The sequence below is a fragment of the Chlorobium sp. genome, assembly GCF_021740465.1.
Taxonomy (GTDB): domain Bacteria; phylum Bacteroidota; class Chlorobiia; order Chlorobiales; family Chlorobiaceae; genus Chlorobium.
Map to the genome: position 1 here is coordinate 58,310 of NZ_JAIOZR010000003.1, position 15,132 is coordinate 73,441.

12 protein-coding genes are annotated in these 15,132 nt (G+C 54.4%); 4 read left to right on the forward strand and 8 right to left on the reverse strand.

Annotated features, from left to right (window positions below):
• The first annotated feature begins 50 nt into the window (after positions 1-50).
• Complete coding sequence (gene murB / locus K9G39_RS02165) at positions 51-1,673, forward strand: UDP-N-acetylmuramate dehydrogenase (protein WP_292003287.1); 1,623 nt, start codon at positions 51-53, stop codon at positions 1,671-1,673.
• Positions 1,674-1,760: 87 nt separating this feature from the next.
• Positions 1,761-2,195: a hypothetical protein gene (locus K9G39_RS02170; protein WP_292003288.1), complete on the forward strand. Its 435-nt coding sequence runs from the start codon at positions 1,761-1,763 to the stop codon at positions 2,193-2,195.
• A 2-nt stretch (positions 2,196-2,197) separates the two neighbouring features.
• Here K9G39_RS02170 and K9G39_RS02175 read toward each other — a convergent pair whose 3' ends face one another.
• From K9G39_RS02175 to K9G39_RS02200, 6 genes are all read right to left on the reverse strand, one after another.
• Positions 2,198-3,013, reverse strand: a complete 816-nt coding sequence (locus K9G39_RS02175; RefSeq protein WP_292003368.1) for an FAD/NAD(P)-binding protein — start codon at positions 3,011-3,013, stop codon at positions 2,198-2,200.
• A gap of 47 nt (positions 3,014-3,060) precedes the next feature.
• Positions 3,061-4,074: a 4Fe-4S dicluster domain-containing protein gene (locus tag K9G39_RS02180; RefSeq protein WP_292003289.1), complete on the reverse strand. Its 1,014-nt coding sequence runs from the start codon at positions 4,072-4,074 to the stop codon at positions 3,061-3,063.
• A 9-nt stretch (positions 4,075-4,083) separates the two neighbouring features.
• Positions 4,084-4,914, reverse strand: a complete 831-nt coding sequence (locus K9G39_RS02185) for a 4Fe-4S dicluster domain-containing protein (protein WP_292003290.1) — start codon at positions 4,912-4,914, stop codon at positions 4,084-4,086.
• Positions 4,915-4,930: 16 nt separating this feature from the next.
• Positions 4,931-5,380 carry a hydrogenase iron-sulfur subunit gene (locus K9G39_RS02190; protein ID WP_292003291.1) on the reverse strand — a complete coding sequence of 150 codons (450 nt, stop codon included), beginning with the start codon at positions 5,378-5,380 and terminating at the stop codon, positions 4,931-4,933.
• Positions 5,381-5,414: 34 nt separating this feature from the next.
• Positions 5,415-7,385 (reverse strand): CoB--CoM heterodisulfide reductase iron-sulfur subunit A family protein, encoded by a 1,971-nt coding sequence (locus K9G39_RS02195; RefSeq protein ID WP_292003292.1) that lies wholly within the window; start codon positions 7,383-7,385, stop codon positions 5,415-5,417.
• 297 nt (positions 7,386-7,682) lie between these two features.
• Positions 7,683-9,191: a heterodisulfide reductase-related iron-sulfur binding cluster gene (locus K9G39_RS02200; protein ID WP_292003293.1), complete on the reverse strand. Its 1,509-nt coding sequence runs from the start codon at positions 9,189-9,191 to the stop codon at positions 7,683-7,685.
• Positions 9,192-9,424: 233 nt separating this feature from the next.
• Here K9G39_RS02200 and mscL point away from each other — a divergent pair, with 233 nt between their 5' ends.
• Complete coding sequence (gene mscL / locus K9G39_RS02205) at positions 9,425-9,877, forward strand: large conductance mechanosensitive channel protein MscL (RefSeq protein ID WP_292003294.1); 453 nt, start codon at positions 9,425-9,427, stop codon at positions 9,875-9,877.
• A 92-nt stretch (positions 9,878-9,969) separates the two neighbouring features.
• The gene (locus K9G39_RS02210) at positions 9,970-11,181 is read left to right on the forward strand and encodes an LL-diaminopimelate aminotransferase (RefSeq protein WP_292003295.1); all 1,212 of its coding nucleotides are present in this window, start codon (positions 9,970-9,972) and stop codon (positions 11,179-11,181) included.
• Between the two features lie 24 nt (positions 11,182-11,205).
• On the opposite strand, the gene K9G39_RS02215 is transcribed toward K9G39_RS02210, so the two are convergent.
• Positions 11,206-12,789, reverse strand: a complete 1,584-nt coding sequence (locus K9G39_RS02215; protein ID WP_292003296.1) for an NAD(P)H-hydrate dehydratase — start codon at positions 12,787-12,789, stop codon at positions 11,206-11,208.
• Between the two features lie 53 nt (positions 12,790-12,842).
• On the reverse strand, positions 12,843-15,125 hold the full coding sequence (gene purL, locus K9G39_RS02220) for a phosphoribosylformylglycinamidine synthase subunit PurL (protein ID WP_292003297.1): 2,283 nt from the start codon (positions 15,123-15,125) through the stop codon (positions 12,843-12,845).
• Between the last annotated feature and the right edge of the window lie 7 nt (positions 15,126-15,132).

The window sequence follows — 15,132 nt, forward strand, 5'->3', positions numbered from 1 at the left end:
TTATGTTAAGGGCGGATTACCTCATGTAAAACCAAAGAGCCCGGAGCCAGATGCAGGAATCACCGTTTCCCTGTCCCTTTGAGGCGGATGTACCGCTCAGCGAAAAAAGTTATTACCGCATCGGTGGTACTGCGCGGTTCTTCGCCCTGCCGGAGACAATCCGCCATATCGGTAACCTGTTGCTCTGGAATCGTGAGCACCTGCTTCCTCTGGCGGTTATGGGCAGTGGCAGCAATATGCTCTTTTCCGATGAGCCTTTTCCGGGGATCGTACTTTCCATGGAGCGGATGAACCGGATGTTCTGGATCTCCGGAGATGAACTGTTCTGCGAGGCGGGAGCTGAAAATTCGGCAATTGCGGCAGAACTTTTCGATAAAGGCCGCTCGGGAGGGGAGTGGCTGCACATGCTGCCTGGACGGATCGGCAGTACGGTACGCATGAATGCGCGTTGTTTCGGAGGTGAAATATCCGGAGTGACCTCGGCAGTTGTAACCGTTGACCGGCTCGGTCGGGTGCAGTGGCGCTCCGCAGAGGGGGTTTTTCTCGGTTACAAGCAAACCTCCCTTATGCAGAACCGCCAGATCATAGTTGCCGCAGTGCTTCGTTTCGCAGCCACGAAACCACGTGAAGAGATTCGTGCCGAAATGGACCGCTATGAAGAGGAGCGCCGCAGTCGGCACCATTTCGATTTCCCAAGCTGCGGCTCTACCTTCAGGAACAACTATGATGCCGGTCGTCCCAGCGGTCGGATATTCGAAGAACTCGGATTCAAGGGAGTGCGGGAAGGGGGTGCCGCAGTAAGCGATTACCATGCGAACTTTATCTACAATACCGGAGGTGCCTCTTCATCCGATGTGCTCGCCCTTGCGGCGAGAATGAGAAAAGATGCCATTGAAAAAGCCGGCGTTCGCCTCGAACTGGAAGTCGAATGCACAGGGCTTTTCGACAGGGCGAAGCTTGATGCGTGCGGCGTGTCGTCAATGCCTGAAGGACAGGATGAGCTTAAGGCCTGGGCGGGCCTGCTCTGGCAGCCAGGGGAAGAGCCCGCTGTCGGAGGCTCGGGGGAGCACTTTCCCGAAACGCTGCTGCATGGCAGCCTGACCGGATATTCTGCCGAAGATCTTGCCTTTCCTGCGGAGATTGTCGTTCATGTCGAACAGCTCCTGAGTCTCCGGGATGCGCGTCTGAATTCGTCGCTTCCGTTTCTTAGATGGACAACCAGGGCGGAATCCGGAGAACTTTCGGCCAGCATTGCACCGGACGAGTCAGTGGTGCCGGGAAACTTTGTCGATGAACTCTGGAAAAGCCCGGTATCGGAACTCTTTATCGGGAACGCGGAATCGGAGAGCGGATACCTTGAATTCGAGATGCAGCCATCGGGAAACTGGGTCGTTTTGCGATTCAGTGACCGGAGAGTGCGGGAAGCAGGGTTCAGTCAGCTTTCCGAGGAGGCATGGATAGGGCATGTGGAGCGTTTCGTGCAAACAGGGGCATTTGGCATGACCTTTTCGTTTAAACTGGTGGAGCCCTTTTTAAATCGCGACATCCTGTCCCTTCAATGCTGCGCTGCTCCGGGGGAGGCGCGTTATGGATTGTTTCCCTGGTGGAATGCCGTTGAAGAAAAACCCGATTTTCATCAGCCGGAGCGGTTTTACCGTATCCGGCTCAGATAGCAGAATTCAGGTTGATGTTTCGTATCTTGCAGGGAGATGCGGGTTGTATAATCGATTACGTAAATTCCCTTTACAGAATCCTTTCTCATGCCGAAGTATTTCAGTGTGCTTTTTTCGTTCGTTTTCCTGCTCTTTTTGCTTCAAGGGTGTGATCGGTATTTCGACAAAACCGTTGAGGGACGCCTCGATATGGAGGTTGCACTTCGCGGGTTTTCGCTGGAACACGGAGTCGATATCGATAACCGGAATTTCATCGTGCAGGACGACGTTGCCTACGAGCTTGTCTTTCTTTCCGATACCTGGTTGAAGAATTTTTCTGCTTCAACAGAAGGCATTGCCATTCCTGTGCCGTCAGGAGTCGGCACGGTAAGACTTGAACCCGGGGCCCTTTACCGGGTCAAGGGTAAAACCGGAACAACAGGGGAACGCTACAGGGATTTTCCTGTCGTGCTCCTGCAGCTCCGTTCTATCGAATACCTCGGTTCAGGCTCTGGCGACGGTGGGTTGCACATCCATTTTTAGCCTTACAGGTCACCCGCCGGCATCCGGGATACTTCGGCGGCAGTAAAGACCGGCCCCTCCTTGCATATGTACACCGAACCGACATTGCACCTGCCGCATTTGCCGACGCCGCATTTCATCCGGTTTTCAAGCGTGGTATAGACATTCTTTTCGTTGAAGCCGAGCTTGCCCAGTGATATCAGGGTGAACTTGATCATCACCGGAGGCCCGCACAGCACTGCAACGCAGTTGTCCGGCGAAGGAGCGGCCTCTTCAAGCACGGAGGGCACGAATCCTATCCTGTGCTGCCAGTCCGGCGACTCTCCTCCGGGATCAACCGTCAGCACCAGTTCGATATCGCTGCGGTTCTGCCACTCTTCAAGCTCGTGCTTGTAGACAAGGTCGGCGACGGTTCTCGCTCCGTAGACAATGGTCACCTTGCCGAATTTGTCTCGCTGGTCGAGGCACGACCAGATAACGCTGCGTGTTGGAGGCAGGGCGATACCTCCGGCTATGAAGAGGAGGTTTTTGCCGTAGAACTCTTCAATGGGAAAGCGGTTGCCGTAGGGGCCCCTGTAGGTTACCAGATCACCGATCTCGGCACTGGCAAGCGAGGATGTCACCCTTCCCGACTGGCGGAAGGTGCACTCGATATACTCTTTACGGGTTTCCGGGCTGGCTACGCAGAAGGTGCTTTCGCCTTCGCCGAAGATTCCGTAAAGTCCGAACATACCGGTTCGGTAGTGCTCTTTGAACCGTTCATGTTCTGCCGGGTCCTGAAACTCGAGCCGCAACGTTTTGACGCCGGGAGCTTCGTCGCGTTTCTGAACGACTTTCATGATCGCCGGCTTGTAGATGTTCTGCTGTCCGTTCTGTGTGTTGTCTGTCACTTCGATAATTTTGTTATCTCTTGCAAGGTTTCTGTTATGCCCATGTCCACCGGACACTCGCGGGTACATCGTCCGCATCCGCTGCAGCTGTTAAGGCTGAATTTTCCGGGGAAATAATTGAATTTATGCATGATGCGCTGCCGCCAGCGGGCCGATTGTGTCGATCGGGGGTTGTGGCCCGAGGTGTGCATGGTAAAGAGTGCAAAGGAACAGCTGTCCCAGTTTTTTCTCCGGATTCCCGTATAGGTGTCGCCTTCGTCCTGAAAATCGAAACAGTGGCAGGTCGGGCAAAGGAAGGTGCAGGTACCGCAGCCTATGCAGCGCATCGATATCTCTTTCCAGAAATGGCTTTCAAAATTCTCCGGGTTCTGCAGCCACTCCCTGCAGGCATCGAGATCGAATTTTACCGGCACAACGGCCAGCGGCAGAGGATCTCCGGTGGCATTCTCCAGGAGTCCCTCGATAAGGCTGAAGGCGTCTCGTCCCCGTTCGGTAAGTTCCTCGACCAGCCATCCCCGGTTGCCCTCGAGCGGCCGGAGCAGGATATCCGAGCCCTGGGGACTGTCCGGAGCAAGCTTCAGCGATGTACACATGCAGAATTCATCGGCAGACGTACATGCTATCGTGACAATGACGGTTTCGGTTCTCCGCTTGAACCAGTAGGTATCCTTGTAATCCCATCCGAAGAGGGGATCGTCTATCGCCATCGCCGAAACATCGCACGGCCTGGCTCCGAAAACGATTCTCTGACGTCCGGGAGGAAGATACTCTTCGGTATCGATCTGCTGTTTGCCGATGCGGTAACGGAACATCGGCTCTGTCTGGGGGAAGAAAAGATCCTTGAGGGTTCTGTCCGGCAGGATGATCCCGAAATCGAGTTCGCCGGCTTTTTGGATTGTGTCGAACTGCGAGATGTTGTTTTTGCTTACAGGGCCTATAACATCAAGACCTGCAGCATGCCATCTGGAGATGCAGTCGTCGAGCCTGTCACGTAAAAGGATTTTTGTCATACGGATTACTTAGAGGATAAAGGTCTCGGGATCGTCCTTTTTGAAACTTGCCAGTACCGGTTCCTGGGTGTGGCTCATGCCTGAGAAATGGTCGAAAGCGTCAAGCACCTCCTGGGCCATTCTCCGGTTTATGAGGCGAAGAGGGATGTTGACGGGACAGGCCCGGTCGCAGCCTCCGCATTCGACGCATCGACCTGAAAGATGGAAGGCTCTGACCAGGTTCCACTCGAAATTTCCAAGGGTGTGCGAAGAGGTATGTACCCATTGCGGCTGGTTGTTGTCGACGATACAGCGCTTGCAGTAACACATAGGGCAAACCTGACGGCAGGCATAGCATTTGATGCATTTTGAGAATTCCGCCTGCCAGAAGGCAAACCGTTCTTCCGGCGTCATCCCTTCGATTTTTTCGATGAGTGCCTGCTCTTCGGGAGTCGAACGGCTCTCCTTCAGAGTGGAGATCAGGGAGGAAAAATCATTGACACCGCTGCCCTGGAGAGCAGCGAGTGAACCGTTCTCGACATTGAAACCGATAATGACAATCTGAAGGGGGTCGAGCTGGGATTCGGCGGCAAGGATATTGACGCTTCTTATGCCCTCCGGCCTCAGAAAGATACCGACTTTCTTCCTGTCGCTCAGGAGGCCTTCGCTTACAAGATAGCCCGAAAGGTTGGCGTCGCATGCGGCGTCAACATGAAGCAGGGAAGCGTCATCTGCCGAACGGATAAACAGTGCTCGTCGCCGGTCGGGGGTCGAACCGGCACCATATCCGATAATGATTTTCACCTCACCCGAAGCAAGCAGCTCAGCGGCTCTTTTTCTGTACTGTTCCTGTATACTCATTGCTGTTGATAAGAATTTAAAGCGAAACCGGAGTTTCGGTTTCATGGATCATGGCCTTGTACTGGTCGAAAGGTCCGAGTTTTCGGATGTCTTCGGTAAGGCTACTGATGAGTTCGGCGAATTTCACCCCTTCGGCGGCGCTGATCCATGAGAACCGGATACGTTCGAGCGGAATGCCGGTAAAATTCAGGAGAGCACGGAACACCGTCCACCGACGCCGGGCATGATAGTTGCCGTGAGTGAAATGGCAGTCTCCGGGATGGCAGCCGCTCACCAGCACGCCGTCAGCGCCTTTCTGCAGGGCCTTGAGAATGAACATCGGGCTTATCCTTCCAGTACAGGGAAGCCGCACCATGCGAATGTTCGGAGGGTATTTCAGACGACTGGTGCCTGCAAGATCCGCTCCGGCATAGGTGCAGTAGGTACAGACAAAAGCAACGATTTTCGGTTCGAATGGTTCGCTCATACGTTCGGTTTATTGATTCGTTTTTTCCGCTCCGCTAAAGTCCCATGACTTCTGCGAATATCTGTTTTTCGGTAAATCCGGCCAGATCGATACTGTTCGAGCGGCAGAAAGTTACGCAGGTGCCGCATCCCTGGCAGAGGCCCGGATTGATGAAGGCAACCCGTTTGATGAGCTCCCCGGAACGGCTGAGAATATCCTTTTTCTCGATGGCATTGTACGGACAGGCCAGGGCACATCCCCAGCAGCCAGAACAGGTCGATTCGTTATTGACCGCGATTACCGGCTCGCGTTCGAGCTGATCCCGGCTGAAGAGGCCGATCACCTTGCTTGCGCAGGCCGAGGCCTGGGAAACCGAATCCGGAATGTCTTTGGGCGACTGGCATGCTCCGGCCAGAAAGATACCTGCAGTTGCGGTTTCTACAGGGCGAAGCTTGAGGTGGGCCTCGTTGTAAAAGCCGTATTCGTCGCAGCCGATGCCGACAACCTTCGCAAACTCCTTTGCATCAGGCTGTGGTGTTATAGCCGTAGCGAGCACTACCATGTCGGCAGCGATTTCGACAGGTTTGCCCAGCAGGGTATCGACACCGCGCACCATGAGCTTGCCGTTCTCTTTCCAGACCTTGCTGACCCGGCCCCTCAGGTAGGAGGCTTCGTCCTCTTCGATAGCCCGGCGGGTGAATTCGTCGTACCCTTTACCGGCAGCCCGGATATCCATATAGAATACATGGGCTTTTCCGCCATGGACCTTGTGCGCGTAGAGCATGGCGTGTTTGGCTGTATACATACAGCATATTTTCGAGCAGTACTTCACTCCTTTTGACGGATCCCGTGAACCCGCGCACTGGATAAAGACGATGGTTTCGGGTTCGACACCGTCGGAGGGGCGCTTGATTTTTCCCGCGGTCGGTCCGCTGGCAGAGGCAAGGCGTTCGAACTGCAGGCCGGTGATCACATCGGCATATTTGCCGTATCCGTACTCGCCGTACATGGCTGTGTTCTGAATCTGAAAACCGGTAGCCACGACAATGGCTCCTATTTCCAGTTCGAGGAACTCGTCCTGCATCTCGAAATTGATGGCGTCTGTTTCGCAGACCTTCTGGCACACCTTGCACTTGCCGTTTTTGAAAAAGGTGCAGTGTTCCTTGTCGATAACCGGTATGTTCGGTACCGCCTGGGCGAAAGGCGTATAGATCGCCGGTCGCTTGCCGAGATTGCAGTCGAATTCATCGCTGATTTTCTTCTGCGGACATTTCTGGATGCAGTCGCCGCATCCGGTACAGGCTTTCATGTCCACATAGCGTGATTTCTGGCGGATCCTGACCTTGAAGTTGCCGATGAATCCTTCGACCTGTTCGACTTCGGAGTAGGTCAGGAGACGGATTTTCGGATGCTGTGCGGCTTCAACCATTCTCGGGGTCATGATGCACTGCGAACAGTCGAGAGTGGGGAAGGTTTCGGAAAGCTGTGCCATATGGCCACCAAGTGACGGTTCCCGTTCGACAAGCACCACCTCCTGACCGGCATTGGCGATATCGAGCGCGGCCTGGATTCCGGCTATGCCGCCTCCGATAACCAGAGCTCTCTTTGTTACGGGGACTTCTATAGGTTGCAGCTCATTGTTCAGCTTTACTTTTTCGATGAGCGAGCGGGTTATTTCAATAGCCTTTTCCGTGGCCATATCCTGATCGGTGTGCACCCAGGAACACTGCTCCCGGATGTTGGCGATCTCGCAGAGATAAGGGTTAAGTCCGGCTTCCGCACAGGCTTTTCGGAAGGTTGCCTCATGCATTCTCGGAGAGCATGCGGCAACCACGACTCCGGTCAGATTGTGTTCCCTGATGGCTTTTTTCACATTCTCCTGACCGGGATCTGAGCAGAAATACTTGTATTCGACTGAAACCGATACGCCCGGATGGTCGTTCATGGCCGAAACGAGTTTGGTACAGTCTATTTTAGCGCCGATGTTTTCGCCGCAGTGACAGATGAAAACGCCAATTTTTGCCATTCTTTCGCTGATTAGATAGATCGCCGTGCTTTGAAACCGCACTGCTTGATTGTTTTCGAAAAGGCAAGACAGAACTGAAACTCACAACAGTTTATTCCGGCTTTCGGTTTCAGTGAAAAAAACCCTTGCCGTCCGTAAATCAGGACTGGTATCCAAGGGGAAAAAACAGGTTTTTTCCGTATGTATGGCATTGATCACAGAAGCAGGCAAGAAGACTTTGTCTACACGTGTGTCAGGACTGGATGGCCATACCGAACCAGTCCGTTATTGCAGAATCACAAGGTATAGCATTCCGGGTTACCGCTTGTTGAGCAGCTCAAGTGCCGGAACAAAATGCTTTCCGACGGCGACCTCTGCAGGATCGGCACCGCATGCAACGGCTACAAGTTCTGAAATATAGTAAACAGGCATGGATTCAATATCCTCATACCGCTTTCTCATACCCCCCTGCCGCATATCGAGATTGGCATGGCATAGCGGACAGGCCACAACAAAAGCCTGCGCACCGTTTACCGAGGCATTTCGGGCAATGGAATGTGTCAGGTCTTCAACCATTTCCTGCTGGGCAAGCGTCAATCCCGCCCCGCAGCATTCGATCTTGAAGTCCCAGTCAACAGGGGTGCCGCCAAGTGTTGTGACGATCTGCTCCATTTTGAGCGGATTTTCGGGGTCGTCAAAACTCATCGCCTCCATCGGGCGAACCAGAAGACATCCGTAATAACAGGCCAGGCTCAAATCCTTGAGCGGGCGCTTGACCCGTTTGGCAAGTTCGTCCGCACTGTAGCCTTCAAGCAGCTGTGTAACCCCTATGAACTCCGCTCTGCCGGTGGGTTCGATACCCGTTGTGCCTTTTACCTCGAGGCGAAGCTCTTCCGAGTCGATAACGGCTTTGCGGGTAGTGACCTGCCGGTTCTGGCATGCTGCACAGGGTGCAAGTACATAATCCATGCCTGCGGCATCGGCAAGGGCCTGATTCCGGGCTGGAAGCAGGAGGGCGAGCCGGTGACTGGTCGCATGGGCGGAGGTTGCCCCGCAGCAGTTCCAGTCGGGAATCTCCTCAAGGCGGATATCGAGGAGTTCGCACATTTTTCTTACGGAAATATCATACTCTTTGGCCGTGCCGCCGAGCGAACAGCCGGGGTAGTACCCTATGGTCATTCCTGGCTTGATGAGGGGTGGCGGCTGCGGCGAAAAGGTGTTCTTTTTTGGCTTTCTGGCCGGAGCGGCGGTATGCACCTCCTTTTCGGCAAGTTCAAAGATTTTTTCGATCTGCTCTTTGCCGCTGACCCCCTCTTTGCCGCTGAAGGAGGCCAGAGGATTGATTTTTCCCTCACGAATCATTTTTATGCCGGAGGATGCGTCCTGCAGAAACGTACGTGTTCTCAGCTTGTAGCTGTTGACCAGTGAAAGCTCCTGAAGGCGCCCATGCTTGCGGATATTGTTCAGAAAAGAGGTATGGAATGCCGTCACAAGTTTTTTCGAGCGGTCCTCGGAAACGATGCCGGATTTGATGGCAAGTTCTCTCAGTGCGTCCATCGTTGCGGCAATGTCCATGTTCTGCGGACATCTGGCAGTACAGGTCTGGCACCCCACACAGTACCAGAGGGCGTTGCTGCGCATGGCTTCTTCAATATAGCCGGCCTGGACAAGGCGCATGATTTTGGTAGGCGGGTTATCCATGAATCCGCCAGCCGGGCACCCGGCGGTGCATTTACCGCACTGATAGCAGCAGTTGTAGTCATTGCCGGTTGACTGTTCCAACTGTTTTTTATAGGCATCGATCGAGGAAAGGTTGTGTTTTGACACCGGGTTACTGATTAGCGTGTTGAGGAGCGGATTTCAAAACGACACAAACGTAGCATTGTACTAAAAAAAAAAATAAAGTCCAATTAAGAGAACGATATGACCTTCATAATGACGATATTTTTCCTTCACTGAGCGTTGGAGCCGTGTCTTTCGTGTACTATCTTTGAAAGGCAAACTGCAATAGTGTTCATTATATCCAATTTTTAATCATTATTATACAAACAATCCGTCTCATGCTTAAAGAGTTCAGAGCGTTCGTTCTGCGGGGCAATGTCGCCGATATGGCCGTAGGCATAATCATCGGCGGAGCGTTCGGCGCAATCGTCAATACCCTTGTCTCCGATGTGCTCATGCCGCCGCTCGGTCTTTTGATCGGGGGTATCGATTTTTCCAATTTCTACCTTGTGCTCAAGGAGGGTGCCACAGCAGGGCCTTATGCGGCTCTTGCCGACGCAAAAGCCTCTGGTGCGGTTACCGTCAACTACGGAATCTTCCTGAATGCCCTCATCAGCTTTCTGATCATGGCCTTTGCGGTTTTCATGCTCATAAAATCGCTGAACTCGATGCGGCCGAAGCCCGAACCATCCAGTCCTGCTCCGGCCGTGAAGGAGTGCCCTTTCTGCTGCAGCACCATTCCTGCAAAAGCCTCGCGCTGTCCGAGCTGTACCTCCCGGCTTGAAAAATAAAACCGTTACGGTATGGATATAAGCCTCTTTTTGCTTATGATATTTGCTTTGCAGGCGGTTTTTCCGGCGTTGAATTTATTTTGTACGTAACCATGTTTGATGAAATCCAGTTTGAGAAAATAAAGAGGCTTCCCAAGTATGTCTTTGCTGCGGTCAATGAACTGAAAATGGCTGAACGGAGGGCGGGGGAGGATGTGATTGATTTTTCGATGGGCAATCCTGACGGGCCTACTCCGCAGCATATCGTCGACAAGCTTGTTGAAAGCATCAACAAGCCCCGAACCCACGGTTACTCCGTTTCAAAGGGCATATACAAGCTGAGGGGTGCCGTGGGCAGCTGGTACCGTCGGAAATACAACGTCGATCTCGATCTTGACCGTGAGGTGCTGGTCACCATGGGTTCCAAGGAGGGGTATGTTCACCTGGTGCAGGCAATCACCAATCCAGGTGATCTTGCCATGGTACCCGATCCCTGTTACCCGATTCATTCCCAGGCATTCATACTCGCCGGCGGTAATGTTCACCGCCTGAAACTGGAGATGCTCGAAGACTACCGTCTCGATGAGGATGCTTTTTTCGCCAATATCGAAACCGCGCTCAGGGAGTCCTCTCCGAAACCGAAATACCTCGTGGTGAACTTTCCCAACAATCCCACCACGGCTACGGTCGAACTCTCTTTTTATGAGCGCCTGGTCGAACTTGCCCGGAAGGAGCGATTCTACATCATCAGCGATATCGCCTACGCCGAAATAACCTTTGACGGCTACGTCACCCCGTCAATTCTTCAGGTTCCGGGTGCGAAGGATGTTGCCGTGGAGAGTTACACACTCTCGAAAACCTACAACATGGCCGGCTGGAGAGTAGGGTTCATGGTCGGCAACGCCAAGCTCATCGGCGCTCTTGAAAAGATCAAGAGCTGGCTCGATTACGGAACCTTCACTCCCATCCAGGTTGCATCTACCATTGCGCTTACCGACGACCAGAGCTGTGTGGCAGAGATCTGCGACGGTTATCGCCGTCGCCGCGACGTGATGATAAAAAGCTTTGAAAATGCCGGCTGGCCCATACTGCCGCCCAGGGCGAGCATGTTCGTGTGGGCGCGTATTCCGGAACATCTCAGGAGCATGGGCAGTCTTGAATTCAGCAAGAAACTGCTTACGGAAGGGAAGGTTGCCGTCAGTCCCGGCATCGGGTTCGGCGCTTACGGGGATGAATATGTTCGTGTCGCCATGATCGAAAACGAGGAGCGTATACGCCAGGCGGCACGCAATATCCGCAAGTTCCTGAAAAACAGTGAATCCTGACCGACACTCCGGCCAGCCGCTTCCTTACTCTTCGATATCGAAAATTTCATGGATCGCCGCCGGTATGGCATCGAGAATGCCTCCGGCAGAGACCAGGCTCGAAACCTCGTCGGCAAGATCTCCGGCCCTTCCGTGAAACCACGCTGCCGCCGCTCCGGCATCGAGAATATCCGCGCCTTTTGCCGCGATAGCCGCAATCATTCCGGCCAACAGGTCTCCCGATCCGGCAGTTGAAAGCGCTTCGGTTCCCGAATCGTTGAGAAACAACTCTCCAGCAGTACCGGCAAGTACCGTCGGGTGGCCTTTCAGCAGCAGATTCACACCGTTTCGTCCTGCAAATCCGGCCGCAAGCCCAAGCGGATCTGAAGCAATCAGCTCCGCCGCAAGACCGGACAGTCTGCTGAATTCGCCGTAATGCGGGGTAAGCAGGGTATTGGAGAAATCGATGCCGCTCTCTCCGAAATCGCTTTCCTTCAGGGCGAACAGGGCATCGGCATCGATCACGAGTTTTCTGGCGATGATTTCCGGTTTGCGGAGCAGTTCCCTTATGAATGAGACGGTTTCAGGTTTCCGGCCAAGCCCGCACCCGATCAGCACCGCATCCGCCCACAGGGCTTTTTCAAGGATGGCGTCCATCTCCTGGGATATGACGACCGCTTCCGGGGCAAAGGAGTGCAGAACCGCCGCACCGGCAATGGGCATGGCTGCACAGACATATCCCGCCCCGGTTCTGATGGCGGCTTTCACCGAAAGCAGGGCGGCGCCAAGCATGGAGCTCTCCAGAGAGTGCGATCCGGCGATAATGAGCACTTTTCCGTTCTGGTGCTTGGCTCCGGAGGGTTCGCGCAGCATGTACTGAGCGGCAGCATACTCCCGGTCGGTCAGGCGGCAGGTTCGCGAATCGAGCAAAAATTCCGGAATCGATATCTCTGCCGTTTGCAATTCGCCGCAAAGCCTGGGGCCTTCATTGAAGAAAAACCCGGTTTTCAGAAAAGCCATGGAGACGGTCATGTCGGCCTGAACGGCCTGTTCGGCGGTAAAGCCGGAGGTGGCATCGAGGCCGGAGGGTATATCGACGGCGATAAGCGGTGAACCGGTGCGCTGACGGATGCTGTTGAGCAGATCGATGCCTTCTCCTGCCGGAGGCAAGAGCCGCTTCCGGGGTTCGTCGATTTTCAGTCCGGTACCCAGCACCGCATCGACGAGACCGTCGTACTGCCGCTCCATGACGAAGGGGAGAGCTTCGTCCGTCTCCCTGAAGAGTCGTAGGGGCATGTCGTAGAGGTCGCGGCAGGCGTAAAGAATTTCCAGGCCGTTACGATTGACGGGGGAGAGTGCCTCGTCGGGGTAGAGCAGCAGCAGATCCACCCCGGCGCCCCGATTGAGCAGGTGACGGGCGACTACCAGACCGTCGCCGCCGTTGTTCCCCTTGCCGGCCACAACAAGAAAGATAGCCCCCTGAAGATCCTCTCTATCGAGAAGTGTCCTTATACGATCAACCGTTCGTACGCCGGCAAGCTCCATCAGCCTGCTTTCCCCTATATGGAGATCTTCTAAAGCGGCCCGGTCCGCTTTGGCCATTCCGTCCGCGGTGACAACTGGAAGCATGAGATTTTTCTCCTGTTACAGGTGAATCCTCTCTTTATTTCAGAGCGGTTTCCCTACAATTCATCGAGATGCAGGGCGTGTTCGAGTGCATGATAGTAAGTCTCGGCAAGCTCTGCGGTTGTGAAGGATACGGCGGTTTTTCCGTTGATGGCGATTGTTGCGCTCTTTTCCAGAACCTTGCCGATCACCCGAACCGGCACATTGAAGAGCACAGCCTCTGCAATAACCTCTTTTGCCGACTCCGGAGCAATGCTTACCAATACCCTTCCCTGCGCTTCGGAGAAAAGCTGCAACTGCATGTGGAACGGATCTTTCGCTGCATCCTCAAGATCGACGTCAAAACCAAGATGGAAGGCTTTGTTCATAACGGCTTTCTCGGCCAGCGCGGTTATGAGCCCTCCGTCGGAAATGTCGTGAGCCGAGCGAAGCAGTTTTTTCGATGCAAGCGAGACCAGGAGCTCCTGCAGCTGCTTTTCATGCTGCAAATCGATATCCGGGGCGTCCTGGCCGGGTGTACCGTACTGCATCGTCAGATATTCCGAACCCTCGAGGCTCAGTTCGGGATCGCCGAAGAGCAGGATCGCATCGCCGGCGCTGACGAAGGTAGAACCCACAAGAATGTCGATATCGTCGAGCAGGCCGATCATGCCTATGGTCGGAGTAGGGTAGATGGCGGCCCGTTCGCCGCCGATGGATGTCTCGTTATAAAAACTCACATTACCGCCGGTTACCGGGGTGTTGAATGTCCTGCAGGCTTCACCCATGCCTTCTACCGAAGTCTTGAACTGGAAGTAGACTTCAGGTTTGTAGGGATTCCCGAAGTTCAGGCAGTTGGTTATGGCCAGGGGTCGGGCTCCGGAGCATGCAATGTTGCGGGCACATTCGGCAACCGCTATTTTTCCGCCTTTCAACGGATTCAGATAAACGTAACGGGCGTTGCAGTCGGTTTTCATTGCCAGGCCTTTTTTCGTGCCTTTGATGCGGATAACGGCAGCATCGGAGGCTCCTGTGGCGGTGATGGTATTGGTCTGAACCATGGAGTCGTACTGCCGGTAGACCCACTGCTTGCTGGCGATGCTCGGCCGCGAAAGCAGCGCAAGGCTGAGCGCCCGAAGGTCGAGCTGGTCATCGCCGATGAGTTCGGCTTTCGGGGTCGAGGGCTTTTTTTCAACCGCTTCGCGGATATAGACCGGTGCACCGCCGCCGAGCACAAGCGACTCCGCAGGTATTTCGGCCATCACCCTGCCGTGCTGCATCACCCTGATCTGATTGTCGGCCGTGACGCTTCCGATAACGACAGCCTGAACATCCCATTTCCTGTAGACGTCGATAATTCGCTCTTCAAATCCTTTTTCGGCTACCACCAGCATGCGTTCCTGCGACTCGGAAAGCATGATTTCGTAAGCGCTCATGCCGGCTTCACGCGCAGGTACCAGATCAAGATCGATTTCAATGCCTCCCGAGCCGGTTTTTTCGATGCCGCGGGCGCTCATTTCCGAAGTTGAACTGGTCAGTCCTGCTGCACCCATGTCCTGCAGGCCTACAACATAGCCGGTGGCAATGGCTTCGAGAGTGGCTTCAAGCAGCAGCTTTTCGGCAAACGGGTCGCCCACCTGTACGCTCGGGCGCTTGTCTTCCGATGCTTCGCTGAGGTCTTCGGAAGCGAAGGTCGCTCCGTGAATGCCGTCCCGTCCGGTCGACGATCCCACGATCAGCACCGGATTGCCCTCGCCCTTTGCCGTGGCGCTGACGGTTTTGTGATGCTCGACAATACCTACAGACATTGCGTTGACCAGTGGATTGCCGGTATAGCACTCTTCAAAGTATATCTCTCCGCCGACCGTCGGTACTCCGAAAGAGTTTCCGTAGTCGCCGATGCCCCTTACGACCCCGTCAACCAGGTAACGCACCCTGGGGTCCTTGGGCGAGCCGAACCGCAGGGAGTTCAGCGAGGCAACCGGACGGGCGCCCATGGTGAAAATGTCGCGGTGAATGCCGCCCACGCCCGTTGCGGCCCCCTGATAGGGCTCGACGGCGGAAGGGTGGTTGTGCGATTCGATTTTGAAGGCAACGGCAAGATTGTCGCCGATATCGACCAGTCCGGCGTTCTCCTCGCCAGCTCCGGTAAGCAGGGCGGCACCCTCTCTGGGAAGGGTTTTAAGTACGGCAATCGAGTTCTTGTAGCTGCAATGCTCCGACCACATGACCGAAAAAATGCCGAGCTCGGTAAAGCTTGGGGTTCGCTTCAGAATATCGAGGATTTTCTGATACTCTTCGGCATTGAGACCATGCTCCAGGGCAAGCTGAAGGGTGACTTGGGGTTCAGTAGGTTTCATAGTGAAC